24 protein-coding genes are annotated in these 24,696 nt (G+C 63.8%); 9 read left to right on the top strand and 15 right to left on the bottom strand.

Going from position 1 to position 24,696, the window contains the following annotated elements; translation table 11 throughout:
• Nucleotides 1-18: 18 nt before the first annotated feature.
• Both K6G35_RS26870 and K6G35_RS26865 read right to left on the bottom strand, forming a co-directional pair.
• Nucleotides 19-942 carry a DMT family transporter gene (locus K6G35_RS26870; protein ID WP_495676628.1) on the bottom strand — a complete coding sequence of 308 codons (924 nt, stop codon included), beginning with the start codon at nt 940-942 and terminating at the stop codon, nt 19-21.
• Nucleotides 939-1,628: a pyridoxamine 5'-phosphate oxidase family protein gene (locus K6G35_RS26865; RefSeq protein WP_495676627.1), complete on the bottom strand. Its 690-nt coding sequence runs from the start codon at nt 1,626-1,628 to the stop codon at nt 939-941. Before K6G35_RS26865 ends, K6G35_RS26870 begins: the two co-directional genes overlap by 4 nt.
• A 92-nt stretch (nt 1,629-1,720) precedes the next feature.
• Between K6G35_RS26865 and pdxR the strand changes: the two genes are divergently transcribed.
• Nucleotides 1,721-3,190 (top strand): MocR-like pyridoxine biosynthesis transcription factor PdxR, encoded by a 1,470-nt coding sequence (gene pdxR, locus K6G35_RS26860; RefSeq protein WP_495677140.1) that lies wholly within the window; start codon nt 1,721-1,723, stop codon nt 3,188-3,190.
• 56 nt (nt 3,191-3,246) lie between these two features.
• Here the strand turns inward: pdxR and K6G35_RS26855 are convergent, their stop codons facing one another.
• Both K6G35_RS26855 and K6G35_RS26850 read right to left on the bottom strand, forming a co-directional pair.
• Nucleotides 3,247-3,732, bottom strand: coding sequence for a universal stress protein (locus tag K6G35_RS26855; protein ID WP_008648886.1), 486 nt, complete (start codon nt 3,730-3,732; stop codon nt 3,247-3,249).
• A gap of 44 nt (nt 3,733-3,776) precedes the next feature.
• Nucleotides 3,777-4,193: a response regulator gene (locus K6G35_RS26850; protein WP_035883494.1), complete on the bottom strand. Its 417-nt coding sequence runs from the start codon at nt 4,191-4,193 to the stop codon at nt 3,777-3,779.
• A 308-nt stretch (nt 4,194-4,501) separates the two neighbouring features.
• Here K6G35_RS26850 and K6G35_RS26845 point away from each other — a divergent pair, with 308 nt between their 5' ends.
• Nucleotides 4,502-4,873 (top strand): TraR/DksA family transcriptional regulator, encoded by a 372-nt coding sequence (locus K6G35_RS26845; RefSeq protein ID WP_186426592.1) that lies wholly within the window; start codon nt 4,502-4,504, stop codon nt 4,871-4,873.
• A gap of 89 nt (nt 4,874-4,962) precedes the next feature.
• Here the strand turns inward: K6G35_RS26845 and K6G35_RS26840 are convergent, their stop codons facing one another.
• The 8 genes from K6G35_RS26840 to K6G35_RS26805 all read right to left on the bottom strand — a co-directional run bounded on the left by K6G35_RS26840 (nt 4,963) and on the right by K6G35_RS26805 (nt 14,395).
• On the bottom strand, nt 4,963-5,238 hold the full coding sequence (locus tag K6G35_RS26840) for a hypothetical protein (protein ID WP_152415037.1): 276 nt from the start codon (nt 5,236-5,238) through the stop codon (nt 4,963-4,965).
• Nucleotides 5,239-5,381: 143 nt separating this feature from the next.
• Nucleotides 5,382-6,386 (bottom strand): LacI family DNA-binding transcriptional regulator, encoded by a 1,005-nt coding sequence (locus K6G35_RS26835; RefSeq protein ID WP_495677139.1) that lies wholly within the window; start codon nt 6,384-6,386, stop codon nt 5,382-5,384.
• A gap of 25 nt (nt 6,387-6,411) precedes the next feature.
• A complete protein-coding gene (locus tag K6G35_RS26830) occupies nt 6,412-7,641 on the bottom strand; it encodes an iron-containing alcohol dehydrogenase (protein WP_241227873.1) in 1,230 nt (409 codons plus the stop codon).
• A complete protein-coding gene (locus K6G35_RS26825; protein ID WP_040011078.1) occupies nt 7,602-8,579 on the bottom strand; it encodes a tripartite tricarboxylate transporter substrate binding protein in 978 nt (325 codons plus the stop codon). The genes K6G35_RS26830 and K6G35_RS26825 overlap by 40 nt, the downstream gene beginning before the upstream one ends.
• Before the next feature lie 47 nt (nt 8,580-8,626).
• The gene (locus K6G35_RS26820; protein ID WP_008646787.1) at nt 8,627-9,628 is read right to left on the bottom strand and encodes a tripartite tricarboxylate transporter substrate-binding protein; all 1,002 of its coding nucleotides are present in this window, start codon (nt 9,626-9,628) and stop codon (nt 8,627-8,629) included.
• Nucleotides 9,629-9,639: 11 nt separating this feature from the next.
• Nucleotides 9,640-11,088: an aldehyde dehydrogenase family protein gene (locus K6G35_RS26815; protein ID WP_495676626.1), complete on the bottom strand. Its 1,449-nt coding sequence runs from the start codon at nt 11,086-11,088 to the stop codon at nt 9,640-9,642.
• Between the two features lie 563 nt (nt 11,089-11,651).
• Entirely contained in the window at nt 11,652-13,319 is a 1,668-nt protein-coding gene (locus K6G35_RS26810) for a class I adenylate-forming enzyme family protein (RefSeq protein WP_008646782.1), read from the bottom strand.
• 113 nt (nt 13,320-13,432) lie between these two features.
• A complete protein-coding gene (locus tag K6G35_RS26805; protein WP_008646776.1) occupies nt 13,433-14,395 on the bottom strand; it encodes a cyclase family protein in 963 nt (320 codons plus the stop codon).
• A gap of 353 nt (nt 14,396-14,748) precedes the next feature.
• Here K6G35_RS26805 and K6G35_RS26800 point away from each other — a divergent pair, with 353 nt between their 5' ends.
• The 3 genes from K6G35_RS26800 (at nt 14,749) to K6G35_RS26790 (ending at nt 17,369) form a co-directional block, all read left to right on the top strand.
• Complete coding sequence (locus K6G35_RS26800) at nt 14,749-15,138, top strand: cupin domain-containing protein (RefSeq protein ID WP_008646773.1); 390 nt, start codon at nt 14,749-14,751, stop codon at nt 15,136-15,138.
• A 62-nt stretch (nt 15,139-15,200) separates the two neighbouring features.
• The gene (locus K6G35_RS26795; protein ID WP_008646772.1) at nt 15,201-16,184 is read left to right on the top strand and encodes a Bug family tripartite tricarboxylate transporter substrate binding protein; all 984 of its coding nucleotides are present in this window, start codon (nt 15,201-15,203) and stop codon (nt 16,182-16,184) included.
• A 12-nt stretch (nt 16,185-16,196) separates the two neighbouring features.
• Nucleotides 16,197-17,369: an acyl-CoA dehydrogenase family protein gene (locus K6G35_RS26790; RefSeq protein ID WP_008646771.1), complete on the top strand. Its 1,173-nt coding sequence runs from the start codon at nt 16,197-16,199 to the stop codon at nt 17,367-17,369.
• Between the two features lie 432 nt (nt 17,370-17,801).
• Here K6G35_RS26790 and K6G35_RS26785 read toward each other — a convergent pair whose 3' ends face one another.
• Nucleotides 17,802-18,677 carry an NAD(P)-dependent oxidoreductase gene (locus tag K6G35_RS26785; protein WP_495676625.1) on the bottom strand — a complete coding sequence of 292 codons (876 nt, stop codon included), beginning with the start codon at nt 18,675-18,677 and terminating at the stop codon, nt 17,802-17,804.
• A gap of 120 nt (nt 18,678-18,797) precedes the next feature.
• On the opposite strand from K6G35_RS26785, the gene K6G35_RS26780 reads away from it, so the two are divergent.
• Nucleotides 18,798-20,870: a putative bifunctional diguanylate cyclase/phosphodiesterase gene (locus K6G35_RS26780; protein ID WP_286881812.1), complete on the top strand. Its 2,073-nt coding sequence runs from the start codon at nt 18,798-18,800 to the stop codon at nt 20,868-20,870.
• A 39-nt stretch (nt 20,871-20,909) separates the two neighbouring features.
• On the opposite strand, the gene K6G35_RS26775 is transcribed toward K6G35_RS26780, so the two are convergent.
• Nucleotides 20,910-21,176, bottom strand: coding sequence for a hypothetical protein (locus K6G35_RS26775; protein ID WP_035883501.1), 267 nt, complete (start codon nt 21,174-21,176; stop codon nt 20,910-20,912).
• A 333-nt stretch (nt 21,177-21,509) separates the two neighbouring features.
• Between K6G35_RS26775 and K6G35_RS26770 the strand changes: the two genes are divergently transcribed.
• The gene (locus K6G35_RS26770; protein WP_008646763.1) at nt 21,510-21,809 is read left to right on the top strand and encodes an H-NS family nucleoid-associated regulatory protein; all 300 of its coding nucleotides are present in this window, start codon (nt 21,510-21,512) and stop codon (nt 21,807-21,809) included.
• 65 nt (nt 21,810-21,874) lie between these two features.
• Here K6G35_RS26770 and K6G35_RS26765 read toward each other — a convergent pair whose 3' ends face one another.
• Entirely contained in the window at nt 21,875-22,381 is a 507-nt protein-coding gene (locus K6G35_RS26765) for a hypothetical protein (protein ID WP_286881763.1), read from the bottom strand.
• 151 nt (nt 22,382-22,532) lie between these two features.
• Between K6G35_RS26765 and K6G35_RS26760 the strand changes: the two genes are divergently transcribed.
• The gene (locus tag K6G35_RS26760) at nt 22,533-23,210 is read left to right on the top strand and encodes a heavy metal response regulator transcription factor (protein WP_008646759.1); all 678 of its coding nucleotides are present in this window, start codon (nt 22,533-22,535) and stop codon (nt 23,208-23,210) included.
• The gene (locus K6G35_RS26755) at nt 23,210-24,652 is read left to right on the top strand and encodes a heavy metal sensor histidine kinase (protein ID WP_495677138.1); all 1,443 of its coding nucleotides are present in this window, start codon (nt 23,210-23,212) and stop codon (nt 24,650-24,652) included. Before K6G35_RS26760 ends, K6G35_RS26755 begins: the two co-directional genes overlap by 1 nt.
• Nucleotides 24,653-24,696 lie beyond the last annotated feature (44 nt).

The following is a 24,696-nucleotide window of genomic DNA, read 5'->3' as shown; positions in this document are numbered from 1 at the left end:
CGGGGACAAAGGGGGACATCACCCCCTTTGTCTTCCTCCACCCATCGTCCCTACCCCGATCCCACCCAGAATCAACCCCATCGCCACGATGAGTTGCAGCGTAACGGGTTCGCCGAGCGCAATGGCCGAACACGCGACGCCGAACACCGGCACCCCGAGCAGGCCGAGCGATGTCGTGGCCGCGGGCAAGGTCCGGTTGACGGTGTTCACGGCCCAATAGGCCAGGGCGATGCCGAAGAATCCGCCGTAGAGCAGGAGTCCGGCCAGCGCAGGTTGCCAGTCGACCCGCGGCACGCCGTCCAGCAGCAGCGCCAGCGGTACCAGCAGGCAGGTCGCCAGCAGCGCTTGCCAGAACACCAGTTCGAACGGTGGCGTGACCCATTTGTGGGCGCGGACATACAGAATGCTTATCGCCCAGCAAAGCGCGGCAAGCAGCACCAGGCCATTGCCGAGCACCGCGTTCCGGTCGTGCCAGTCGAACGCCAGCGGGTTGAAGATCAGCAGCAGGCCCAGCAGGCCGAGGCCGACGCCGGCAAGGCGTCTGGCGGTCATGGGTTCGCCGAGCATCAGCCACGCGCCGGGCACCACCCACAGCGGCGTGGTGTAGGCCAGCACGGCGGAGCGTCCCGCCGCAACGTACTGCAGTCCGATGCTGGCCAGCACGGAGAACGCCGTCATGTGCAGCACGCCCACGCTCAGGATGACGGGGATGTCGCCTCGCTTGGGCAGCACGAGGCGTTTGCGCAGCACGCAGATCACCAGCAGCGCGGCAGCGCCCACAGCGGAACGCAGCGCTACCACCCAGATCGGCGGCAGGTACGCCAGCAGGGCCTTGCCGACGGGCCAGTTGATGCCCCACGCCAATGCGATGCCGGCTAGTAGCAACCAGGCCCGCTGCGCATCCGACGCTGGCATCGCGCTGCGGGTGGTGCCGGTGGTCACGGCGAGACCGCCTCAGCATCCGTAGCGCTGGCGGATGCCGTCGACGCCCAGGCACGCACATAGTCAGGCATGCCCGTGGGAGCCGCATCGGTCAGCGGTGCCAGCGGCTGCAGCGCCATCGGCAGCACGCCTGCCCAGACCGGCCGGTCCATGTCGGCCTCGTCGTCCGCCGGACCGCCCGTCCGAATCTTTGCTGCCGCCTCGTCGAGCGGAATGCGCAAGACGGTCGTGGCAGCGAGTTCGCTGGTATCGCCCGGACGTACCTCGTGCGAGCGTCCGGGTGCGATGCGTTCGACGAAGGCGTCCAGTGCCGCTGCTTTCGCCGGACCTTCCACCGCTTCGAAGCACCCGTAGACGACGGCCGACCGGTAGTTCATCGAGTGATGAAACGCCGAACGCGCCAGCACCAGCCCATCCAGATGGGTGATCGTCACGCAGACCTGCGCGCCGGTGGTAGCGAGTTTCAACATGCGGCTGCCGTTGGAGCCGTGAATGTAGAGGTGATTGCCCTCGCGCCAGCATGCGGTCGGGATGCAGTGGACGCCATGTTCGTCCGCAAACGCCAGGTGGCAGACGTAGGCGGCATCGACGATGGCGTGGAGGGTCGCCCGATCGTAATGGCCGCGCCTGGCGACACGGTGGATGCGGGTGCGGGGTGAAGGCGGCTGGGTATTGGTCGCGGTCATTGCGGGACGTCCTTCGGTTGGGGATGTGTCCACGATAGGCAAATCGTGGCACCATGCGTAGACCCACAGTCATCAATGTTCATGGAGCCACGATGGATTTCGGCGTGCTGTTGTCGGCGTTCGAGCGTGAAGCCACGCCGTCGGCGTCAGGGCGAATGCCACGGCAATACCAGCTGTATGCCTGCCTGCGGACGGCCATTCTCAGCGGCAAGATCGAGGAGGGCACGCGACTGCTGCCCACGCGCGCGCTGGCCGATGAACTCGGCATGGCGCGCAATTCCGTGCTGTATGCCTACGAGCGTCTTGCCGCCGAAGGTTTCGTCACGGGCAGCCGGCAGGGCACCGTGGTGGCGCGTGTCGGGCTTCAGCACACCCCGGCGAGCGTGCCCGAGGCGCCGCCGGTGTTGTCGCTGCGCGTGGCGGGCATTATGCGGCCGGGCGATGGCATGGATGACCCGCTGCCGTTCCTGCCCGGCACGCCGGCGTTGGACGCGTTCCCGCTGGCGCAATGGCGGCGCCATCTCGAACGTGCCTGGCGCAACATCACACCGGCGCAACTCGGCTATATGCCCGTGGCTGGCAACGTGGCGCTGCGACAGGTGATTGCCGAGTACCTGCGCGTTTCGCGCGGCGTGCGCTGCGATGCGTCGCAGGTGTTCATTACCGATGGCACCCAGAACGGACTGGACCTGTGCGCGCGGCTGCTGGCGGACGCCGACGATATCGCCTGGATCGAAAACCCTGGCTATAGCGGCGCGCGTAATGCGTTCCAGGCGGCCAATCTGCGGCTGGTGCCGATCCCGGTCGATGCCGATGGGCTTGCGCCTCGTCCGCAGGATTGGTCCGAGACACCGCCCAGGCTCATCTACATCACGCCCTCGCACCAGTACCCGCTAGGCGCGGTGATGAGCCTGGAGCGGCGACTGGCGCTGGTGGCCCAGGCACGTGCCGCTGGCGCGTGGATCGTCGAGGACGACTATGACAGCGAATTCCGGCACCAGGGCACGCCGCTTTCGGCGGTGCAAGGCCTGGCCGAGGATGCGCCGGTGATCTACCTTGGCACCTTCAGCAAGGTGTTGTTCCCGGCGCTGCGGATCGGTTTCATGGTGGTTCCGCCGGCATTGGCGCCGGTGATCCACCGCACGGCCGGCGCGCTCATGCTGCGCGGACGGGTGGCCGAGCAACTCGCGTTGGCATCGTTTATCGAGGCGGGGCATTTCACGCGCCACCTCAGGCGGATGCGGCAACTCTACGCCGCCCGGCGTGCCGCGCTGCACGATGCGATGACGCGTCATCTGCAAGGGCTGGTGACGGTTTCGGGAGGCGCGGGCGGCATGCACCTTTCCGCCCGACTGGACGTGCCGGTGGCCGATACCGAAGTCAGCCGCATCGGCCGCGCGCAAGGGCTGGTGCTGCGGCCGCTGTCAAGGTTCTGTCTGCCGGGCTCGGCGCCGGCCTACAACGGCCTGGTGCTCGGATACGGGGGCGTGCCGGCGGAGCGGATGGATGGTCTGGCCCGTCAGATCCGGGAGGTCATCGAAAGGGCCTTGCTGGAGGCATAGGAGGCGTAAGAAGCGCGGGAGGTGCGGTGAGTCCCGTCCCGCGCGTTCCCACAGCCTTACTTCTGGGCGACCGGACGTTCAGCGGTCCTGGCGGGAGAGTCGTCACGCACCAGGACAACGGGGACCGGGCAATCGCGTGCCAGGCTTTCGGCGACGCTGCCAAGCAGCATGCGCTTCAAGCCGTGCCGGCCATGCGTGCCGATGACGACGATATCGGCGCTGCACGTTCGCGCATAGCCGTTGACGCGGTCCGCGATGTTGCCCATCGTTGCCAGATCGTCGATCAGGGTTTCGTGATGCTCGAGCCCGGCAGCCGCGGCGATCTCGCCAGCTTCCTTGAGAAGCGATTCGCCTGCAGCCGTCAGCTGTGGGCGTAGTTCGGTGAAATCGCCATAGCCGAAGTCGTACTGCAGGAAGCTGTAGTCGATGACGTGCAGGATCTCGAGCTTGGCGTGAAACGCGCTGGCAAGGCCGACGGCTTCGTTCAGGGCGCGACGCGCGCAGTGGCTATCGTCGACGGCGACAAGAATATGCTGGTGCATGATGGGCGTCCTCATGGGCAGTGGGGCAGTGGGGCAGTGGGAATTCATGCGGTTACCTTTCGGTGTTGCCGCGCCGCGCTCGCCATGGCGAGCAGCAGGTTGCGTAGTTCCACGATCTCGAGCGTCTTGTCGAAGCAGTGGGCCACGCCAGCCATCAGGCACGCGCGGCGCATCTGGGGTGTGCCCTCGTTAGCCAGCACGATCAGCGTGCTGGCCGGCAAGGCGATCGCGAGCGCGCGAATTCGCGGCAGGGGTGTGTTCTCTGTGGCGTTCAGGCCGATCAGCACGACATCCGGCTGGAGGTCTACCAGTTCCGTTTGATGGGCTTGCGCATCGTGTCCGGCGCCGGCCACACGTAGGCCGTCCAGGGACGCCAGCAGGCGCAACTGCCTGCGCCTGACGGCCGGCGTTCTTTCGACCAGATACACAGTTAGTCGGTCGGTGTCTGTGCGCGAAATCATTGGGCGAGTATCGCGCCCGCCGGTCGCTCGCGGAAGCAGGGTGCACTGAGAGTGGCGTCAGTCCTGTCGCGTGGATTGTCAGGTTTTCCTGACGGAGCAGGCTGCCGGCGTGCGTAACGGGCGGATAGCGACACGTCAAGCCTCCGCGATGCCTGCGAGGCAGTCGCGGGGCTGGCAATATGTCACCAGCATCACCGGATACCGCCGTCATTCTTGATCTGGGAGCAGATGGATACGCACGTCGAGGCATATCTTGAAAAGATGCCCCTTGGGCATTCTGCTTCTCACACCCTACAAGGAGCTTCTCCGTGAATGCACTGACTTCCGCACAATTTGCCACTTTGGCCGCAATGCTCGACGCGGAAGAAGCCCGCGCGCGTGCCGCACTGGGTACCGGCGCTTCGCCGCGAGCCCCGCTGGAGCGGCAGGATCCGGGCGACAAAACGGACGTCGCGGATCGGGAGATCGGTCAGCGGCAGGCCGATGTGATGCGCGAGCATTACCGCGTGGAACTGGAAGACATCGCGGCCGCGCGCGGCAGGATGACGCTCGGCTCCTATGCGATTTGCCGCGAGTGCGAGGAGCCGATTCCATTCGAGCGACTGCAGGCATACCCGACGGCAAAACGGTGCATGGACTGCCAGCGTGAGCACGAGCAGAAGCGTCGCGGCAGGTTTTGACGGTCTGCGAGCAAGGATTCGCCTGGTAATCACTTGGCAACGTTTTGCCTGCGGTTCTCTTCAGTCGTACCGCTACTCCGCGCCGCACTTCAGCGGGTCGGTGCATTTCCTTTCGTGCAGACGCCGTCCGCGCACCGATAGATATCCCGTCCCGGCGCTGTCAGAACGCACGTCGTGCCGGCGCAGGCCGCGGACGGCATACCTCCGAGAAGGCTGTATGCCTCTTCGATAGTGACGGTGGGGCCGCCGGCAGCCAGCTCGCCCGCGTCGACGGGTGCTACGGTCTGTTTGGCCGGCTCGACGCTCCCGCATCCAGACAGCGTGAGGATTGCCAGCAGACAAAGGCTTGAGATCAGGCGGTTCATGCGGACGCTCGGCAGCCGGAGCGCCCAAGTCTACGGCGAGGAGGGCCTCGGGCGCTCTCGATCCGCGCAAGGACGGTGGATTATCCAGGGGTGGGACGTCGATTGGTACGGTGCTGACGCACAGCGCCGCGCATCGCATCGAATCAAGCTGCCGGTGGCGCGCAGGATCCGCGCAGGACCAGCTCAGTCGGTATCTGGATACGAATCCTGTCTGGTGGGACGTCTCCCTTCAATTGAGCCAGAAGCATACGCGCGGCTTCGTTGCCGAGTGCATGTGCGTCATAGCGGATCACGGAGATGGGCGGTGTCGCAAGTTGGGCGAGTTCGCTGTCATTCGAAGCGATCAGGGAAATATCCTCGGGAATGCGGAGATTGCTGATGCGGATGGCCGGGAGCACGCCGGACAGGAGCGGCATCCCCAGAACGATCACCGCAGTAGGTGGCTCAGGCAGGCTCAGCAGCAATTGCATCTCTCGATATGCGTATGCTGTCGAGAAACTGTCGAGCCGAAGCAACCGCGGGTCCAAGGTCAATCCGGCCAGCTCATGGGCCTGGCGCAGCCCCTGCAGGCGGTCACGCTCCACGCGGGTGCCCGTGCCGCCAGTGATCATGGCGATACGGCGGTGTCCAAGGCTGATGAGATGCTCTGCTGCACGCCGGGTCCCGCTTAGATGATCGGCGCCGACGGCATTGACCGGGGCATCAAGCTCACGCTCCAGCAGGACAACGGGAAGATTGCCGGACCGGATGTTCGCCAGCACCGTGGGGTTGGTTTCATCTTGCACGGCGAAGATGACGCCATCGGCACCGCGTTGCCGGAACAGATCGAGCAGCACGAGTTCGCGTTCGCTGCTGCCGTCGCTGCTGGCAACCATGATCATGTAGCCGTGCTCGCTGAGTATGCCTTCAGCACCCTTGACCATGGCGGAGTAAATCGGATTCCGGATATCCGAGAAGATAAAGCCGATCATGCGTGCCGACATGCCCCGCATACTCTGCGCAGCCATGCTGGGCTTCCAGCCCAGTTCGTCGATGGCAGCCTGGACGCGCGCGCGCACGTCCTCCGCTACGGTAGGCACCCCATTTGCCACGCGCGAGACCGTCGCGATTGCGACGCCCGCCGCGCGGGCAACATCATGGACAGTCACACGCTTGGTCAAATCGGCTTCCGGATCAAAAGGCTTCTTGGAACAGATTCCGGAAATCCGCAAGGGTGGTTTTCCGGGGATTCCAGCGATTATAGTTGGCCTGCACGCACAACTCCGCCATCCCGTCGAGCTTGTCCTCGGTTACGCCCGCGTCTCGCAAGCGGCGCGGAATCCCAAGGTCCGCGCAAAGCGCCTCGATGGCCTCCACCGCCACGCGCGCGGCGTCGAGCACGGGTAGTCCTTGTATGGGGCGTCCCATGGCGGCCGCCAGCTTCGCATATTTCGCGGGATTGGCTAGCAGATTGAATCGAGAGACTGTTGGCAGGCACAGCGCATTTGACAACCCGTGCGACAGATGGAACTCCGCGCCGACAAAGCGGGCCATGCAGTGCACATTGCCAAGACCAGTCTGCCCAAAAGTGATGCCTGCCAGCGCGGAGCCGCATAGCATGTTTGCGGCGGCCTCCATGTTTTCTCGATCGGCCACGAACTGCCGGATGTTCCCTGCCAACAATTCGATGGCCTGAATATTGATCGCGTCCGTGATCAGATTCGACTGCGAGGAGAGATACGATTCGAACGCGTGGACGAATGCATCAATGCCGGAATGTGCCGCCACGTGGGCTGGCACGGTACGCAGTGCCAGTGGATCGAGAATTGCGAATGCCGCGGGATTTAGCGCGGCATGTCGAATGGACATCTTGAGGTTTTTCTCCGTATCCGTGATGACGCAGGAGCCTGACACCTCTGAGCCCGTGCCCGCCGTGGTCGGAATGGCGATCAACAGCGGAGGCGCGATCGAGAACTTCTCGATGCCCTCGTAATCATGGATACGGCCACCGTTGGTGAGCACGATGCCGACCGCCTTGGCTACATCAATGGTGCTCCCTCCGCCAATCGCGATAATGGCCGTGGCGTCGTGTGCGCGACAGACGTCGAGAGCACGCGCCACGGTATGCGCGCTCGGATCGGGTTCTATGTCCGAGAAAGTGACAGTAGCCACGCCCTCGCGCTTCAGCAAAGCGGTCACGCGATGGTAGAAGTCGCTGGCAAGCAGTGCGGCATCCACCGCGATGAACACGCGCGTGCAGCCACGGTCTCTCACGATGGTGGCGATTCGCTCGTGAGCGCCGACACCCATGTAGATACGCGTTGGACAAAAGAAGGTTGAGATATCGGTAATGGTCATGAAATCGTCGAACTGTATGGAGGGACTCAATCGGTAGCGGAGAAGCCTGATGCGATGGTCGTCCAACGCTTGATTTCGGTGTGAACGAACGATGTCAGCGCGGCTGGCGCCATGCCTCCCGGCTCCGCTGCCATGCTCTGCAAGGTATTCTGCATGGCAGGGTCTTTCATGCTGGCCAGCACGGCTTGGTAAATGTGGTCACGAATGGGTGCGGGAAGATTGCGCGGCGCGGTCAAGCTGTACCACGTGCTCATCTGATAGCCCGGTACGCCGGCTTCGCTAAGTGTCGGCACGTCCGGCAGGAAGCGCGTGCGCTGCGCGGTAGTTACCGCCAGGGCCTTGATATTTCCGCCGGCCAACTGGGCATTGGCCGAAGCGGCGGAGTCGAGCGCGAAGGTCACGCGGCCGCCGATGATGTCGGTCATCATCGGTGATGCGCCTTTGTACGGTACGTGCACGGCATCGAACGACGCCTGCTTCTTCAGGAGTTCCGCGGACAGGTGTTGCGTGGTCCCGATGCCCGCTGATCCGTACGTGGCTTCCGCGCGATGACTCTTCATGAAGGCGATCAGTTCCTTCACGTTGTTGACCGGCAGGGATTTCCGCACGATCAGGACGTTTGGCACCACAGCGACGGTTGTGATGTGCGTCATGTCCTTCTCGAAGTCGTACGGGAGGTTCTTATAGAGGGCTGGCGCCGCTGCGTGACCCACGTTCGCCAGCAGCAGCGTGTAGCCGTCGGGCTGCGCGCGCGCCACCAATGCGGCGCCGAGCGTGCCACCCGCGCCGGGGCGGTTGTCCACGACCACGGATTGCCCGAGTTCACGCTGCAATTGCGCAGCAATGGCGCGCGCGACGATGTCAGTGGTGCCGCCGGGAGTAAACGGGGCGACGATGGTGATTGGCTTGGTCGGCCAGTCGGCTGCGAGGGCGGGGCACGCCGCCACTGCCAAGGCAATGCTCGCGCTAACCACGCGCGTGGTTTTCATTAGGAAATGACTCATTGTTTGTCTCCTGAATTTCTTATGCGTAGGCCAGGGGGCCGAGGATGCTAATCGAGCGTGACGTTCAGCCCGGACAACAAGGTGCGCCAGGTAGCAACCGAGTTCGAAAGCAGTTCGGCCGCGCCTTCAGGCGTCTGCTGGCGCTCGGCCGGCGCCTCCACGCCGGCTGGTGCCAGCCGCGCCAGGGTTTGCGGATCGCGAATCGCACTGCGAAGCGCCTTGCTGAGCCTTGTCACAATCGGGGCTGGTGTGCCTCTCGGGGCAAGCACCATGTTCCAGATGTCGTAGTTCAAGTCCTTGATGCCCGATTCGCCGGCGGCCGGTACGTCAGGCAGCGCGCTGATCCGCTTTGGACGCAGCACGACGATGCCCTTGACCATGCCCGACTTGATGAAGCTGGTGGACGTCGTAGTGCTGTCCACCAGGTAGTCGATATGACCCGCAGCCACGTCATTGAGGGCGAGACCCGCACCGCGGTAGTTGGCAATGTTGACGTTGACGCCGAGCCTGGCGTTCACCAGCACGCTACCAAGAAACGAGCCAGAACCCACGCCGGCTGCGCCTGCGTTCATCCTGGCGGCATTCTGACGGGCGTAGGTGGCGAACTGATCGAGGCCAGTAGCTGGAAAATCCTTGCGTGCGGTGATGACTTGCGGCGCATCGCCCACCGAGGCGAGCGGAATCAGGTCTTTCAGAACGTTGTAGGACAGAGACTTATATAGCGTGGCGTTTGCGGCCAAAGTACCGACGTTGCCTATCACCAGCGTGTAGCCATCGGGTGCGGCCCGTGCCGCGCGGGCGGTGCCGAGTGTGCCACCAGCTCCCGGCACGTTCTCGACCACCACGGGCTGACCAAGATCGCGTGCCATGCCCTCAGCAATGACGCGCCCGAGGATGTCGGTCGGGCCGCCCGCTGCGAATGGCACGATCAGCGTCAGAGGCCTGGCGGGATAAGTCTCTGCAAGGGCGACGCCAGGGAGGACGGCGATGGCTGCCGCGGCGGCACTCGCCTTCAGGATCCTTCGGCGGCCGGAAATGTGTGAAGTCATGGCGGGCTTTCTCAAGGATTGAAGACGGTGAGGCGTTCCTCGGTCATCTCGCGCATCGCGTAGTGCGGTCCTTCCTTCCCGAAGCCGCTGTCTTTCACGCCGCCGAACGGCATCACGTCCGAACGCGCGCTCGACGTTTCGTTGATCTGAACCGTGCCGAAGCGCAGCGTCTCCGCGGCTTTCATTGCGCGATCAATGTCCTGGGTAAAGATGCCGGCAGCCAGTCCGAACGGCGTGCTGTTCGCGCTGGCCAATGCCGCATCGAAGTCATCGAATGGCCGAAGTGCGATCAGCGGTGCAAATGCTTCCTGGCACCACACACGTCCCTCGTCGGGGACATCGGTTATCACGGTCGGCTCGATGACTGAGCGCTGGCGGGTACCGCCACAAAGGACTCGGGCACCCGCGGCCACGGCTTCGCCAATCCACGTTTCGGCGCGGATCGCCGCTTGTTCATTGATCAGCGGTCCCACGCGCGTGGCGGGATCCCGAGGATCTCCGGCCACCAGTGTGCGCGCGTACTCGACCAGACGTTGCGCGACCTCGTCGGCGATACGGTGGTCAACATACAGACGTTGCACGGATGTGCAGACCTGCCCGGCCTTGCGCAGGCCTGCGTTGGCGATCTTGGGGATGGCCCGGTCCAGATCGGCATCGGCCGCAACAAACGTGCTGGCGATGCTGCCGAGTTCCATTTGCGTGCGACGCAGGCCTGCCGCGCGCTGGATGATGCGGCCAACACGTGTACTGCCGGTGAACGTGTAGAAGGCCACGTCCTGTTCTTCCAGCAGCCAGGTTCCCACTGTCTCGCCTTCGCCCTGCAAAATCGACAGGAACGGCGCGGGCATGCCCGCCTCCAGCAGCACCTGGCCCAGCAGCGCACTGGTCAGCGGTGTGAATGCCGATGGCTTGAGGATGACTGAATTGCCCGCTGCATAGGCCGGCCCTACCTTATGCAGGACGGTATTGAGCGGCGAATTGAACGGCGTGATTGCGCACACCACGCCAACAGGGAAGCGTCGTGTGAAGCCGATGCGCTGGTGCGCGCCTGGGCTGGCCGCAAACGGAACGACCTCCCCGGTCAATTGGGTGGATTCATTGGCGCACAGGTTGAGCGTGATCTTGGCCCGATCAATCTCGTTGTTGGCATCGACCAGTGTGAATCCAGCTTCCGTGGTCATGGCGTCGACGAAACGGCTGCGCCATGCCTCCAGTCGTTCCGCCGCGCACCGCAGTACCACGCTGCGGTCGTGCGGGGCTGGTGGCCCTGCATCGACTGCCATCCTGGCGATGCGTACCGCCTGCGAAACCTGCTCGCGAGTGGCCGCGGACATTGTGGCAATGGGGTGGCCGGTGAACTTGTCTAGCACGTCGAAGTGGTCGGTCGAGTCGACCCAGACGCCATTGATCAGATTGCCGGTAGGGGGGAGGGTATCTACGGGGAAGCGGGATGTACTCATCAGGGCGCGGCTAGGGTGTGGAAGATCATTAAAGAAAACGTTTTCTCATATTCGCCGTGTTGGAGATAAAAGTCAAACCGCGCCGTATCGGGGTAAACGCTCGAAAATTAGGCGATTCTATCTGGGGTGAAGGATGGCTTATCGATGCTCTCAGTGTATTTCGCGAGGCGTTTCCAATGATTGTGAGAAAACGTTTCCTCTGGTGGGCTCGCGAAATTAAATTGGTTTCGCTGCGGGGAATCAGTTGAGCGAGTTCGTGTGGAATCGGGATGCAATGCCGGGATGGAGCGAATCAATCAGGCGCTTGCCGCAACAGTGCCTTCTGGGGTTGCAACCAAATCGAGATATCGAGAGGCGCGCCGACGATAGACGCAGGAAGGCGTCGTGGCGGCAATGCATGCCGACAGAAGGTTTGGGTGGTCTGAGCGGATCATCCGTGGCGGCGGACTACGCCACGGCTGCCGGGACCTGGTACGGCAGGTAACAAGAACGAAGGACGGCGTGCTACCCGAACCCGTCGGGCAGCGCTTCCCAAGGTCGTGACCTAGATCAAAACCCGATGATTACCCCCGCAGTTCCCGTCGCAAGATCTTCCCGGTAACGGTCTTGGGAAGCTCGTCCATGATCATCACCAGGCGGGGATACTTGTATGCCGCCATCCGGGCCTTGCAGTACTCCGCCAGTTCTTCTGGCGTGACGCTCGCCCCAGGCTTGAGGCTGACCACGGCTTTCACCGTCTCGCCACGGTAGGCATCGGGAACGCCAACCACGGCGGCTTCCCGCACGGCGGGATGGGTGTACAGCACGTCCTCCACCTCGCGTGGCCAGACCTTGTAGCCGCTGGCGTTGATCATGTCCTTCTTGCGGTCCACGAGGTAAAACCAGCCGCGTTCGTCCATGAACCCGACATCCCCGGTGCGGAAGTAACCATCGACGATGGCCTTGGCGCTCTCCTGCGGTTTGTTCCAGTATCCCGGCACGATCATCGGCCCACGCGAAATGATCTCGCCGACTTCGCCAACTGCCATCGGTTTGCCCTCGTCGTCGCCAATATAGGACTCGACGTTGTAGGCCGGCACGCCCACGGCAAGGGTGCCGGAGGCCGGGTCCACGGGCGCCTCGACCCCGCGCGGCACCACGTGCGTTGGCGAGTTGGTCTCGGTCAGGCCGTAGCCGTTGTGGATGTAGTGGCCGAAGCGTTCGCGAAACGCCTCCACCACGCTGGGCGGAATCGGCGCGCCGCCGGAGTAGATCTTGGTCAGCGACGCGAAGCAATCGCGTGTGGCATTTGGGTGGTTCATCAGCGCGATGAACACGGTGATGGCGCCGATGGTGAAAGCGGGGCGATGCTCGCGCAGCGTGTCGAGCATCACGCCCGGTTCGAAGCGACAGGCCAGCACCAGCGGGGCGGCGCACATGAAGGCGGCGCCGATATGGCCGATCAGCCCGGTGATATGAAACAGGGGCGCGACGCCGAGGATGGGCTCTCCTTCGCCCAGCGTGATCCAGTCGCGGTAGACCTGGGCGTTGAAGGCTACGTTGCCGTGGGTGTTCATCGCGCCCTTGGGCACGCCGGTGGTGCCGGAGGTGTACACCAGCATGGCGATGTCGTTCGGCCCCAGCGCCACTGGTGGAGGATGGCGGCCGGCGTTGGCTGCGATCACTGCCGACAGCGATTCCGCGCCCGGTGTTTCCTGTCGGCTCGCATTGGCGAACAGCCGTGGGTCGTGGCGCTGCTGGTACTCCAGTTCGGATGTCGTCATCACCAGAGGCAGCACGCCGTTTTCCGCGCTGGCTTCTTCCGCAAGCAGGGGGCGGACGATATCGACGTAAAGGGTCTCGGAGCAAACCAGCAGGCGAGCGCCCGAGTCCGCCAGGATCACGCGCAGTTCGCGCGCGCGATTCATCGGGTTGACGGGCACGGCAACGGCGCCCAGTTTCCACGCCGCCACCAGGGCGATGACGAACTGCGGGACGTTCTGCAAGTAAATGGCGACGCGTTCTCCGCGCGTGATGCCACGGTCTTGCCACGCGCAGGCGAGCGCGTCGGATTGCGCGTCAAGCTCGGCGTAGCTCAGGCTGCCGTCGAAGTAGAGAATGGCTGGTAGCGACGGCGCGCGCGCTACCGCGGCACGGAACAGGCTCAGCGCGTCGGCGAACTCGGGCGTGATCGCGTGGGGCTTGCCCGGCTCGTAGCTCGACAGCCAGGGCTTGCGGTCATAGGGCGTCATGGTGTCTCCGGAAAGTGGAACGGCGGCACACCATGCGTGCCGCCGCGCGTGGCGGGGTGCGTCCGCGGTCATCAAGCAGCCGGACGCATCGGTGGAAGAACCCCTGCCTCCGCCTACTTGATGACGACCGGATTGACCGGTGCTCCGCTACCGTTCACGACCTTCAGCGGCGCGGCGGTATAGAGAAAGCTCCACTGACCGTCGTCGGCGCAATCCGTGGCCAGCGGGTCAAGCTGCGCGATTTCCGTCAGCGTCACGCCGAGGTTGCGCATCAGCGCATTGTGCAGTGGCAGCGCCACGCCCGAGACCGGGTCCACCGTGACCTCGTTGGCGATGGTGTCAGTGACCAGGTTCGGAATTTCCATCTTGTGGAACCACTCCACCAGTTCGGGGCTGTAGGTCAGACCCGGCTCGATGAAGTTCTTGTAGAACTCGGCCTGATCGCGCTCGTAGAAGGAGCCGATCCAGCCGGTGCGGATGATGACGATGTCATGCTTTTCGATACGCACGCCCTGCATTTCGGCTGCGGCCAGCAGGTCGAGGTGGGTGAAGGTCTCACCGGGATCGAGCACGGCCTTGCCGCGATGGCGCGCCATGTCGATCAGCACGCCACGGCCGACGATGCCGCGTTCGGCGATGGGCAGCACGCTGGCTTTTTCCATGCCGCCGATGGTCGACTTGGCGTCATAGCCGTTCCAGAGCTGGTCGCCGTACCAGACATGGCCGAGGGCATCGTACTGGGTGGAGCCTTGCAGGTACATGATCATCATGTCGTCCGCGTACTCGCCTTGCCCCGGGAAGATCGGCGCCTTGCCGCACAGGTAGTGGCCCTTGTCCATCACGTTCAGACGACGTGCCTGCGAGCGGCCGGGCCAGACCGGATCCCCCTTCGGGTTGCCCATCTGGATCTGCAGCGTGAAGGTCTTGCCCGAGCGTACGGCTGCCACGCCGCGCAGCACTTCGGCCTGGGTCAGGTAGTTGAGCGAGCCGACTTCGTCATCGGGTCCCCATTTGCCCCAGTTCTTCGGCGCGTCGCGCAGTAGTTCGGCCACGTGCGGAACGTTCTTCGATTCCATGCATTGTCTCCTTCCGGTTGCACTTCGAGGTCGACCCGGATGCAAGCGTCATGACGATGGCTCATGGCGCGGATGCACCAAGCGAATAAAACTGAACGGTCATGCTTTTTTTGTGAGAGCAGTCTAGTGCACGGCGCGCGGGCAGGCCAAGGGAGGAATTTGATCCTGGCGAATCAGGGCTCGTGGCTGCCCAGGTTTGCGCGCCCACGTGGGGCGCTGAGACGTCAGATCCGGAGCAATCCCTAGTTGACGGCATTTTTCATGGGGATAAAATCCGTTTCACAAACATGAAAATAGAGTCTGACCGACGTGGACTGTGCTCGGTCGGGCTCGAAGTTGGAGACAGCCCACCCATGACCGCATCACCCGTCTACTTCGTTCGCACCGAGGACGTCGCCGGATATCACCCCGCCAATCACGTCGGCACGCTGAATCGCCGCATCATCGGCCGCGAAAACGTCGGCGCCACGCAGCTTGAAGTCATCCACGGCACCATCGAACGGGGGAAGGGCGCGTTGCCCCATGCGCATCCCGGCATCGAGCAGGTCTGTTATGTCCTGGAAGGGCGCGCGCGTGCCGAGGTCAATGGCCACGCGCAAGAGCTTGGTCCTGGCGACTGCTGCTTCTTTCCGGCGGACGCGATGCACGTATTCACGGTGATCAGCGACGAACCGGTCAAGCTGCTCGTCGTCTATGCCCCGCCGTATGAAGAGTCGCCCGATCGCGTGATCCGGCCCGAGTGAGCACACAGTACGCATCGAAGCGTGGCGGCGCCCGCCGCCGACAAGAAAACCGAGGAGACACCATGCCCAATTTCCGCATGCGGCGCACGCTGGCCGTTGCCATCCTGGCGTTGCCCGCTGCCGCGATTTCGCTGCCGGCGAGCGCCAATGACGCCTACCCAAGCCGGCCGATCCGCCTGGTCGTGCCATTTGCGGCGGGAAGCGGTACCGATGCGGTCGCGCGCATCACGGCAAAGGAGTTGGGCGATGCGTTGAATCAGAACGTGATCGTCGACAATCGTCCGGGGGCGAATGGCGCGATCGCGGCGGAGATCGTCGCGCAGGCCGCTCCCGACGGCTATACGCTTTTCATGACGACGAACACGACGCATTCGGCCAACCCTTCCCTGATGAAGAAGCTGCCGTACGACCCGATCAAGGACTTCACGCCGGTCGCGCGCATGGGCAACCTGCCGTTCATGCTGGTTATCAATCCGAAGCTGCCAGTCAAGACCGTCGGGGAACTGATTGCCTATGCGAAGTCGCATCCGGGCATGTCATACGCCAGCGGCAACAGCACCGGCATCGTGTCGGGCGCCACGCTGGCCCGTATGGCTCATGTCGATCTGCTGCACGTGCCATACAAGAGCACCCCGCCGGCCATGACCGACGTGATCGCGGGTCAGGTGCCGATGATGTTCGTCGACGTGGCCGCTGGCATCGCCAACGTCAAGGCGGGCCGGATGCGGGCGCTGGCGGTGACCACGGCGCAGCGCAGCCGGCTGTTGCCGGACCTGCCTCCGATCGGGGATACACCCGAGTTGAAGGGGTTCGACATCACGTCGTGGAATGGCGTTTTCGCCCCGGCAAAGACGCCGCAGCCGATCGTCGACCGGTTGAACCGCGAGTTGTCGAAGATCGCCGCGAGCAAGGAAGTGGCCCCCAAGTTCGAAGCGCTTGGTTTTGAAGCCTTCGGGCAGACGCCGCAGCAGTTCGCGGGCTTTGTGGGCAGCGAACTGGTGAAGTGGAACAAGCTGGTGAAGGACGCCGGCATCCAGCCGGAATAAGAGGACACAAAGATGAACTTCGAAAGGACACCTGAGCAGAACGCGATCGTCGAGGCCGTGACGCAGCTTTGCAGCGATTTTGGGCCCGAGTACTGGGCTGAACTCGACCGCGAGCACAAGTTTCCCGAGGCTTTCCATCAGGCGATGGCCGGCGCGGGCTGGCTGGGCATTGCCATGCCCGAACGGTTCGGCGGCGCGGGGCTGGGGATCACCGAAGCGGCGCTGATCATGCAGACGGTCTCGGCGTCAGGTGCAGGCTTCTCCGGGGCATCGTCGATCCATATGAACGTGTTTGGCCTGAACCCGGTGGTGGTATTCGGCACCGAGGCCCAGCAGGCCGCCGCGTTGCCGCCGCTGATCGCGGGGCGCGACAAGGCATGTTTTGCCGTGACCGAGCCCGACGCCGGGCTGGATACCACGCACCTGAAGACGCAGGCCGTGCGCACCGCCGATGGCAGCGCCTATCGCGTGGACGGCCGCAAGATCTGGATTTCGACGGCGCAGGTGGCATCGCGCATGCTGCTGCTGGCGCGTACCACGCCGCTAGATGCAGTGGCCAAGCCGACGCAGGGTTTGAGCCTGTTCTACACGACGCTGGACCGGAACCACATCGAGGTACGCGAGATCGACAAGATGGGGCGGGGCGCGGTCGATTCGAACATGCTGTTCATCGACGGCCTGATGGTGCCCGCCGAAGATCGCATCGGCGAGGAGGGCCGTGGCTTTGAGTACATCCTGCACGGCCTGAACCCCGAACGCATCCTGATCGCCGCGGAATCGGTAGGCCTGGGCCGCGCCGCGCTGGAGGCGGCCACGCGCTACGCACGAGAGCGCACGGTGTTCGGGCGGCCGATCGGCCAGAACCAGGGGATCCAGCATCCGCTGGCCCAGGCGTGGATGGCGCTGGAAGCGGCCGACATGATGGTGTGGAAGGCCGCCTGGCTCTACGACAATGGAAAGCCGTGCGGCGCCGAGGCGAATGCGGCGAAGTACCTGGCCGCCGAGGCCGCGCACCAGGCTTGTCAGACCGCTGTGCTGACGCTGGGTGGCATGGGCTATGCCCGGGAGTATCACGTCGAGCGCTATCTGCGCGAATCCTATATCCCGCGTATCGCACCGGTCAGCGCGCAGCTGATCATGTGCCATATCGCCGAGCGGGTGCTGGGATTGCCGAAGTCCTACTGAGCATTAGACGAAGGCCGAGGATCAGGCGGACGGGGAAATGAAGAAGCCCTGGTGCGCGACGCACCAGGGCTTGGCGATGGTGTGACTCCCACGTACCGCATCATGCCGCCCGTCGCATCAACCCGCAGTGCCATGCCGCGATGACGATGTATTGCCATCGCCGATGGCTGCCGCAAGCGGAGAACAGCAACTGGCGCCATGGTGCGGCGCGTGGCGGCATCTCCATCCCATCTACGGACGATGCCGCGCCGTCCTGACCGACCCTGCCCGCCGACCAGGAAGCGGAAACCTCCATCACGCATCTAGCATAGGAGCGGGCCGGGCGCTCACCATTCGGGCGCCTGCTGAAAGCGGTGTAGGTGTTTGTCGGACGGTCAGACGGTCAGTCGATTCCTGTCTCGACACGGCAGGCACCGCACGCCGGATCACGGGTCACGAACGACGCAGGCGCTTGATCAGCGACGAGGTGTCGTCTCGCGAGCTTCCCATTTGTTGCAGGTCTGCATAGAACTGGTCGACCAGCGATGTGACCGGCAGCGTGGCGCCGTTGCGGCGGGCTTCGTCCAGGCACAGGCCCAGGTCCTTGCGCATCCAGTCCACGGCGAAACCGAAGTCGAATTTGTTCTGGAGCATCGTCGGGCCACGGTTTTCCATCTGCCACGATGACGCCGCGCCCTTGCTGATAACGTCGAGCACCACGCGCATGTCCAGCCCGGCGTGCTCGCCAAACGCGATGGCTTCGGACAGCGCCTGCAGCAGCCCGGCGACGCTGATCTGGTTGACCATCTTGGCCAACTGGCCGGCTCCGCTCTCTCCGATGCGGGTGACGGCGCGGGCATAGGCGGCGATGACGGGCTCGGCGCGCTGGAATGCTTCCGGGTCGCCTCCGCACATGATCGTCAGGATGCCTTGCTCGGCGCCGGCCTGTCCGCCCGAAACTGGTGCATCGATGAAATGGCAGCCACGTTCGCGCGCGGCCGCGTGCAGTTCGCGGGCTACGCTGGCGCTGGCGGTGGTGTGGTCGACGAAGATAGTGCCTGGCGCCGCGTGCTGGAACGCGCCATCTGGCCCCGTCATGACCGCGCGTAGGTCATCGTCATTGCCAACACAGGCACAAACGATGTCACAGTCGACTGCGGCCAGCGCCGGCGTCGCCGCCAGCTTGCCGCCGTGTTTGCCAAAGGCCTGGACCCAGCGCTCTGCCTTGGCTGCCGTACGGTTGTAAACGGTGACGTCATGGCCCTTGGCGGCCAGATGGCCGGCCATGGGGTAGCCCATGACGCCGAGCCCGAGGAATGCAACCCGCATGACTTTGCTCCGTGACTTCGAAGAGAGGCAAGAGTATAGGTCGTTTGCGGGCAGTGGCGGTCGATGTCAGAATGCCGCCACCTCGAAGTCATCGCCTCGTTCGAAGTCATCGCCCCCACCATGTTTCCCGCCAGTTACGACGCGTTACTCGTCCTGTTTTCGGTCATTGTTGCCGTTCTCGCTTCCTATACCGCGCTGGACATGGCAGGGCGCATCTCCACCGCGAGCGGCCGCTATGCGCGGCTGTGGCTGGCCGGCGGGGCAGTGGCCATGGGGCTTGGCATCTGGTCGATGCACTTCCTGGGCATGTTGTCGTTCAGCCTGCCGATTCCGCTGGGCTACGACCCCGCCATCACGGCTGTCTCACTGCTGATCGCCATTGTTGCCTCGGCATTCGCGCTGCGGCTCGTCTGCCTGGAGCATCTGCCGCGCAGGCGACTGGCGCTTGGCGCGCTGGTGCTCGGCGGGGCCGTAGCCAGCATGCATTACACGGGCATGGCGGCATTGCGCATGCAACCGGGCATTCAGTACGACCCGTGGTTGTTTCTATTGTCGATCCTGATCGCCGTGGGGGCATCCGGGGCGGCGCTCTGGATTGCCTTCCGATTGCGGCGGCACATGCCGCGCGTGCATCAACTGCGCTTTGGGGCGGCACTGGTGATGGGCGGCGCCGTCGCGGCGATGCACTACACCGGCATGGCCGCGGCGAGGTTTCCTATCGGTAGTGTGTGTGGCGCAGCGGGCGGCGGGCTGCAGGGCAATACGCTGGCGCTGCCCATTCTCGTGATCACGATCTGCGTCCTGGCCGTGGCGCTGATTACGTCGGTGCTCGACATGCGCCTGGAAATGCGCACGGCGGTGCTGGCCGACGCGTTGGGCGTCGCGAACGAAGAGCTGGAATTTCTGGCGCTACACGACAAGCTCACCCATCTGCCGAACCGCGTGCTGCTGGAAGACCGTTTCACGCTGGCGATTCAGGCAGCGGCCCGGCAGCATGGCCGTTTTGCCGTGCTTTTCGTCGATCTGGATGGATTCAAGGGCGTCAACGATACCTACGGACACCAGGTCGGCGACGGGCTGTTGGTGGAAATCGCCAGTCGGCTGCGGGCATCGGTCTCGTCGGAAGATACGATCGCGCGTGTCGGTGGCGATGAATTCGTGCTGCTGGTCCACGTCGACGAACCTGAGGATGCGGGTGTCGTCGCCGGGAAGCTGATCGACGTGCTGCGAGAGCCCGCAAATGTGGCGGGCCACATGTTGCACGTTTCAGGCAGCATCGGCATCGCGATCTACCCGGTCGACGGACAGGATCAGGACGCGTTGATGACCAATGCCGACGCCGCGATGTACCACGCGAAGGCATCAGGCCGGAACGCGAGCTACTTCTTCGAGCGGTCGATGAACCATCAGGCGCGGGCGCAGCAGATGCTGATCCAGGACTTGCGCGCGGCCCTGAGAAACGGGCAATTGCAGTTGCACTATCAGCCGAAGTTCTCGGCTGTCGACAATGTGCTGGTAGGCGCCGAGGCGTTGCTGCGCTGGAATCATCCCGTGCAGGGCCAACTGATGCCGGACCAGTTCATCACGCTGGCTGAGAAGACCGGAGCGATCGTGCCGATCGGGACGTGGGTACTCAACGAGGCGTGCCGGCAATTGGCGTTATGGCACGACATGGGGCACAAGCATTGGTCGATGGCGGTCAACCTTTCCGCGCTGCAGTTCTGTCATGTGGGCATGGTCGAGTCGGTAGCCGAGGCGTTAGCGCGGCATAAGGTCGAGCCAAGACGATTGACGCTCGAGATTACGGAAACTACCGCCATGCGCGATGTGGAGACCACGCTCGCGATCATGACCCAGCTCGACGAGATGGGCGTGCGGATTGCGATCGATGATTTCGGTACTGGATATTCAAGCCTGCTGCATCTGAAGCGCATCCCAGCGAGCGAATTGAAGATCGACCGGGGATTCGTGCGCGATCTCGCTGAGGACAGCGAGGATGCCGCGATCGTATCGGCCATCGTGGCGCTGGGCCGAACGCTGAATTTGCAGGTAGTGGCTGAGGGCGTGGAAACGACCGCTCAGCGGTCGTTCCTGGCAGGTCTGGGGTGTGATGCGTTACAGGGCTATCTACTTGGCAGGCCGATGCCTGCGGCGCAGTTCACTGAACTGGCGATGGCCGATGTCGATGCGTGAGCGTGTCATGACGCGTCACGCATCGAGCGACATCCTGTATCAGGCCCCGTCGGTGAACACGTCGCGCTTGCCCGTTGCGCTGAAGCCGCCGTCTGTGTACGGGCTGCGCGGATCGTGGATGGCGCGACCACCATCGGTGTACGGATCGCGTGTGCCGGTGCGCTCGACCAGGCCATCGCGATTGGTGACGCGCGCGCCGTCGGTGAACGGATCCGCGCTGCGCGGCGCGGCATTGGCCAATCCGGCGACGCCGGCGAGGGTGGCGGTCAGGGCAGTGTAGAGCAGGGCTTGCTTGATGGTTCGCATCTTGGAATCCTCTTCGTGATATGGGTTACCGGTTGTTCACGGCTTGCTGGAGCGTCTGATCGGTCGTTGCGCGACCTTGGAATGCAGTCTAGAGAGCAGGCCCCGACGCGAACATGACCCTTGAATGACATTGATGTCATTTGTCTGGGGCAATGCGATACGATTGCAGGACAGGATGCCGACCGGACAATGAATTCGGCCTTGGCGACAAATCCACGCCAAACAACCTGTAGAATCTCAATCTGGTTCGCAATGCACGCTGCGCGGGCCGTCCCCCAAGAATTTCCTTTCTCCAGCCTGTCCAGCCATGTCGACAGGCGCGCACGATGAGTCATGTCCGAGTCTGAGTCAGCCAAACAAGCCGCGGTGGTGTGGGTCCACGAACAGATGGAGCGTCACGGCCTGACGTTCGAAGACTTGGTCGAGGCCGGCTGTTTTGCCGATGCGCATATCGAAGTTGCCGATCAGGCCGAGGCCGTTGCGAAAGCCGCAACGCCGACGCCAGATGCGCCGCCGCGTGTGATGTACCGCAACGCCATGGGGCAAACCTGGGACGGTAATGGGGAATACCCTGATTGGCTGCAACGCGCGGTCAATGCCGGGCAGTCGATCGACTTCTATCGCGTCGAGTAGCGATGCGGTACCCCACCGGGCGCATGGGCGCCTGGTGTATCGGCATCATTGGCTGGCCGGATGCGTCAGCAACGCTCGGCAGTCAGGATCGGTAGGGCTGTGAAGGCGGTAATGGCCAGCGGCTGCGCATGACGCTGGTACTGCATCGCCGCGGGTGGTAATTCCTGCAACAGCATCGCATTGCTGGCGGCTGCGCCCGGTTGCTTGCCGGGGTGATTCGGCGCATCAACGGCTGGTCGGGCATCCTGCCAGACTGGCAGGTCATCCTCCAGCCCTCGCCCGGGGCCCATCTGGCCGATCTGGCCTATCTCGCATTGGGCCTGCGTTCCATTGAGGCCATTCAACTGGCCAATCTCCGCTTCCGCTTCGATCTTGATCGCCGCGTGCCGCTCGGGCATCGACAGGCCGATTGCTTCCGTCAATTCGCAGGCCGCCATATCAGCCGCAGCCGCGCCCTGGACAGGCAGCGCGAGTGAGGCAAGGCACAACAGGAGACCGGAGAACGGGCGTTTCATCGAGGAAATTGGGAACTTGCGCGGGATCAAACTGCCTGTGTTGAGCAGTTGCAGCATTGTACTGCCTCAAACGGTTGCAAAATGGCTATATCAAGATGACATTCGTGCAATGTTCGCCAATTCGTGGCAAAGCTCCGCTAGTGTCTCGGTCTATATCCAGAACCTCGAATAATGGGCCGGTACCATACCGGCTCGGAAGTGAACCAACATGCGCATCCTGATTGTCGAAGACGAGCCGAAGGCCGGTGATTATCTGCTCAAGGGACTCACCGAGTCGGGCTTCGTGGCCGATCTGGCCCGCGACGGCGTGGATGGGCTGGCCCACGCACGCGAGCAGCACTATGACCTGATCGTGCTCGACGTGATGCTGCCCGGCATGGATGGCTGGCAGGTATTGCGCGAACTGCGCCGGGACAAGGACACGCCCGTGCTGTGCCTGACCGCGCGTGACGAATTGTCCGATCGGCTCAAGGGGCTGGAACTGGGCGCAGACGACTACATGGTCAAGCCGTTCGCGTTTGCCGAACTGGTGGCGCGTATCCGGACGATCCTGCGGCGTGGCCCGCTGCGCGAGAGCGAATTCATCGAGGTGGCCGACCTGCAGATCGACACCATCCGCCGCCGCGTGACCCGCGCGGGGCAGAAAATCGACCTCACCTCGAAGGAGTTCGCGCTGCTGCAATTGCTGGCGCGGCGCCGTGGCGAGGTTTTGTCACGCTCGCTGATTGCGTCGCAGGTCTGGGATATGAACTTCGACAGCAACACCAACGTCGTGGACGTGTCGATCCGACGCCTGCGTGCGAAGGTGGATGACCCGTTCCCGAACAAGCTGATCCATACCCGCCGCGGCATGGGCTACGTACTCGACGAATTCGACGAGGCATGATGCGGTTGCTGTCAAAGCTGCAGGCCGCCATGCCGGCATCGCTGACTACGCGGCTGGCGCTGGCCTATGGGCTGACCACAGCGGCGGTGCTGGTTGGCGTGGCAACGTATCTGTCGAGTTCGCTGGGCAACCAGTTGCAGGCGCGCGATGAAGGCGAGCTTGTTGGCGAGGTGCTGCTGGTGCGCCATCTGCTGCGTGAAGTTGGCAGTGAGGCCGAAGTTCGCGCGGACACACACCGATTTGCCGATATCGCGATGGGGCACGAAGGGCTGGTGCTCGTGGTCCGCACGTTGGACGGCGATCCGCTGGTCACCCTCAATCCGCGCAATGAGCGGGTTCCGGACCTGCGCGTCCTGCCGCTCGCCACGGCGCCCGATACGACTCAATTGCAGACCTGGTATCCGCGCAACGGTGTGCCGTCACGCGGCATCGTCGCATTGGGCCAGATTGGCGACTCCGGCCAGACTGTGGAAATCGTCGTGCTCAGCGACGCGGGATATCGCGTGGCGCTGATGCGCGAGTATCACAGCCGATTGCTCGTGGCGGTCCTGTGCGGTGCGATCGTGGCGGCGGCCCTTGGTTTCCTGCTGGCGCGGCGCGGCTTGCGGCCATTGCGGCGGATGGCGAGCGATGCGGCGGCCGTGACCACGAGCCGGCTGGCGACGCGGCTCGACGTAGGCAGCGCACCGGAGGAACTGCGCGATCTGGCGGGCGCGTTCAACGGTATGCTCGCGCGCCTGCAGGACAGCTTCACGCGGCTTTCCACGTTCTCGGCCGATCTGGCGCACGACTTCCGCACACCGATCAGCAACCTCGTGGGCCAGACGCAGGTCACGCTGGCTCAGCGACGCACGGCGCCGGAGTATGAATCGTTGCTCGAGTCGAATCTCGAGGAGTACGAGCGGCTATCGCGCATGATCGAAAACATGCTGTTCCTGGCGCGCGCCGACAACGCACAGGTGGCACTCGGGGCGCGGCCACTCGATGCGCGGGCGGAACTGGACAAGGTGGCGGAGTATTTCGAAGCTGTGGCCGCCGACCGCGACCTGACGCTCTCCGTCGCCGGCGCGGCCACGGTGACTGCGGACCAGCCATTGCTGCGGCGCGCCATCATCAATCTGCTGGATAACGCCCTGCGTCACGCGCCAGCAGGCAGCACGGTGCAATTGGCCGTGTCACGTGGACAGCCGGGCCACACCGTCATCAGGGTGGTGAACTGCGGACCCGGGATCGCTCCGGAGGCGCTGCCACACCTTTTTGCACGCTTCTATCGCGCCGATCCGTCACGTCGCGACTCGGCCAAATCCACAGGTCTCGGCCTTGCCATTGTCGACACCATCATGCGGCTGCATGGCGGCAGCGTGTCGGTGCGCAGCGTGGACGGACAGACCAGGTTCGAACTCGACTTTCCTGACAAAGCTGTCAGTAGGGCAGGCGCATAATAGTCGGCTCGCGGGCTATGCCCGCTCCACGTAAGGAGACCGAC

Source organism: Cupriavidus sp. HY129 (assembly GCF_059492215.1).
The sequence above is the reverse complement of the archived record's forward strand: the minus strand, read 5'-3'. Positions and strand labels throughout refer to the sequence as shown.

What these genes read in the sequence shown, in the direction of transcription:
- K6G35_RS26795 (WP_008646772.1), top strand. Translation starts at nt 15,201, where the DNA reads ATGCCCAATTTCCGCATGCGGCGCACGCTGGCCGTTGCCATCCTGGCG.
- K6G35_RS26805 (WP_008646776.1), bottom strand. Translation starts at nt 14,395, where the DNA reads ATGGAATCGAAGAACGTTCCGCACGTGGCCGAACTACTGCGCGACGCG.
- K6G35_RS26865 (WP_495676627.1), bottom strand. Translation starts at nt 1,628, where the DNA reads ATGACCGCGACCAATACCCAGCCGCCTTCACCCCGCACCCGCATCCAC.
- K6G35_RS26810 (WP_008646782.1), bottom strand. Translation starts at nt 13,319, where the DNA reads ATGACGCCCTATGACCGCAAGCCCTGGCTGTCGAGCTACGAGCCGGGC.
- K6G35_RS26785 (WP_495676625.1), bottom strand. Translation starts at nt 18,677, where the DNA reads ATGCGGGTTGCATTCCTCGGGCTCGGCGTCATGGGCTACCCCATGGCC.
- K6G35_RS26760 (WP_008646759.1), top strand. Translation starts at nt 22,533, where the DNA reads ATGCGCATCCTGATTGTCGAAGACGAGCCGAAGGCCGGTGATTATCTG.
- K6G35_RS26790 (WP_008646771.1), top strand. Translation starts at nt 16,197, where the DNA reads ATGAACTTCGAAAGGACACCTGAGCAGAACGCGATCGTCGAGGCCGTG.
- K6G35_RS26780 (WP_286881812.1), top strand. Translation starts at nt 18,798, where the DNA reads ATGTTTCCCGCCAGTTACGACGCGTTACTCGTCCTGTTTTCGGTCATT.
- K6G35_RS26800 (WP_008646773.1), top strand. Translation starts at nt 14,749, where the DNA reads ATGACCGCATCACCCGTCTACTTCGTTCGCACCGAGGACGTCGCCGGA.
- K6G35_RS26825 (WP_040011078.1), bottom strand. Translation starts at nt 8,579, where the DNA reads ATGAGTCATTTCCTAATGAAAACCACGCGCGTGGTTAGCGCGAGCATT.
- pdxR (WP_495677140.1), top strand. Translation starts at nt 1,721, where the DNA reads ATGGATTTCGGCGTGCTGTTGTCGGCGTTCGAGCGTGAAGCCACGCCG.
- K6G35_RS26815 (WP_495676626.1), bottom strand. Translation starts at nt 11,088, where the DNA reads ATGAGTACATCCCGCTTCCCCGTAGATACCCTCCCCCCTACCGGCAAT.
- K6G35_RS26775 (WP_035883501.1), bottom strand. Translation starts at nt 21,176, where the DNA reads ATGCGAACCATCAAGCAAGCCCTGCTCTACACTGCCCTGACCGCCACC.
- K6G35_RS26770 (WP_008646763.1), top strand. Translation starts at nt 21,510, where the DNA reads ATGTCCGAGTCTGAGTCAGCCAAACAAGCCGCGGTGGTGTGGGTCCAC.
- K6G35_RS26765 (WP_286881763.1), bottom strand. Translation starts at nt 22,381, where the DNA reads ATGCTGCAACTGCTCAACACAGGCAGTTTGATCCCGCGCAAGTTCCCA.
- K6G35_RS26840 (WP_152415037.1), bottom strand. Translation starts at nt 5,238, where the DNA reads ATGAACCGCCTGATCTCAAGCCTTTGTCTGCTGGCAATCCTCACGCTG.
- K6G35_RS26755 (WP_495677138.1), top strand. Translation starts at nt 23,210, where the DNA reads ATGCGGTTGCTGTCAAAGCTGCAGGCCGCCATGCCGGCATCGCTGACT.
- K6G35_RS26855 (WP_008648886.1), bottom strand. Translation starts at nt 3,732, where the DNA reads ATGCACCAGCATATTCTTGTCGCCGTCGACGATAGCCACTGCGCGCGT.
- K6G35_RS26820 (WP_008646787.1), bottom strand. Translation starts at nt 9,628, where the DNA reads ATGACTTCACACATTTCCGGCCGCCGAAGGATCCTGAAGGCGAGTGCC.
- K6G35_RS26850 (WP_035883494.1), bottom strand. Translation starts at nt 4,193, where the DNA reads ATGATTTCGCGCACAGACACCGACCGACTAACTGTGTATCTGGTCGAA.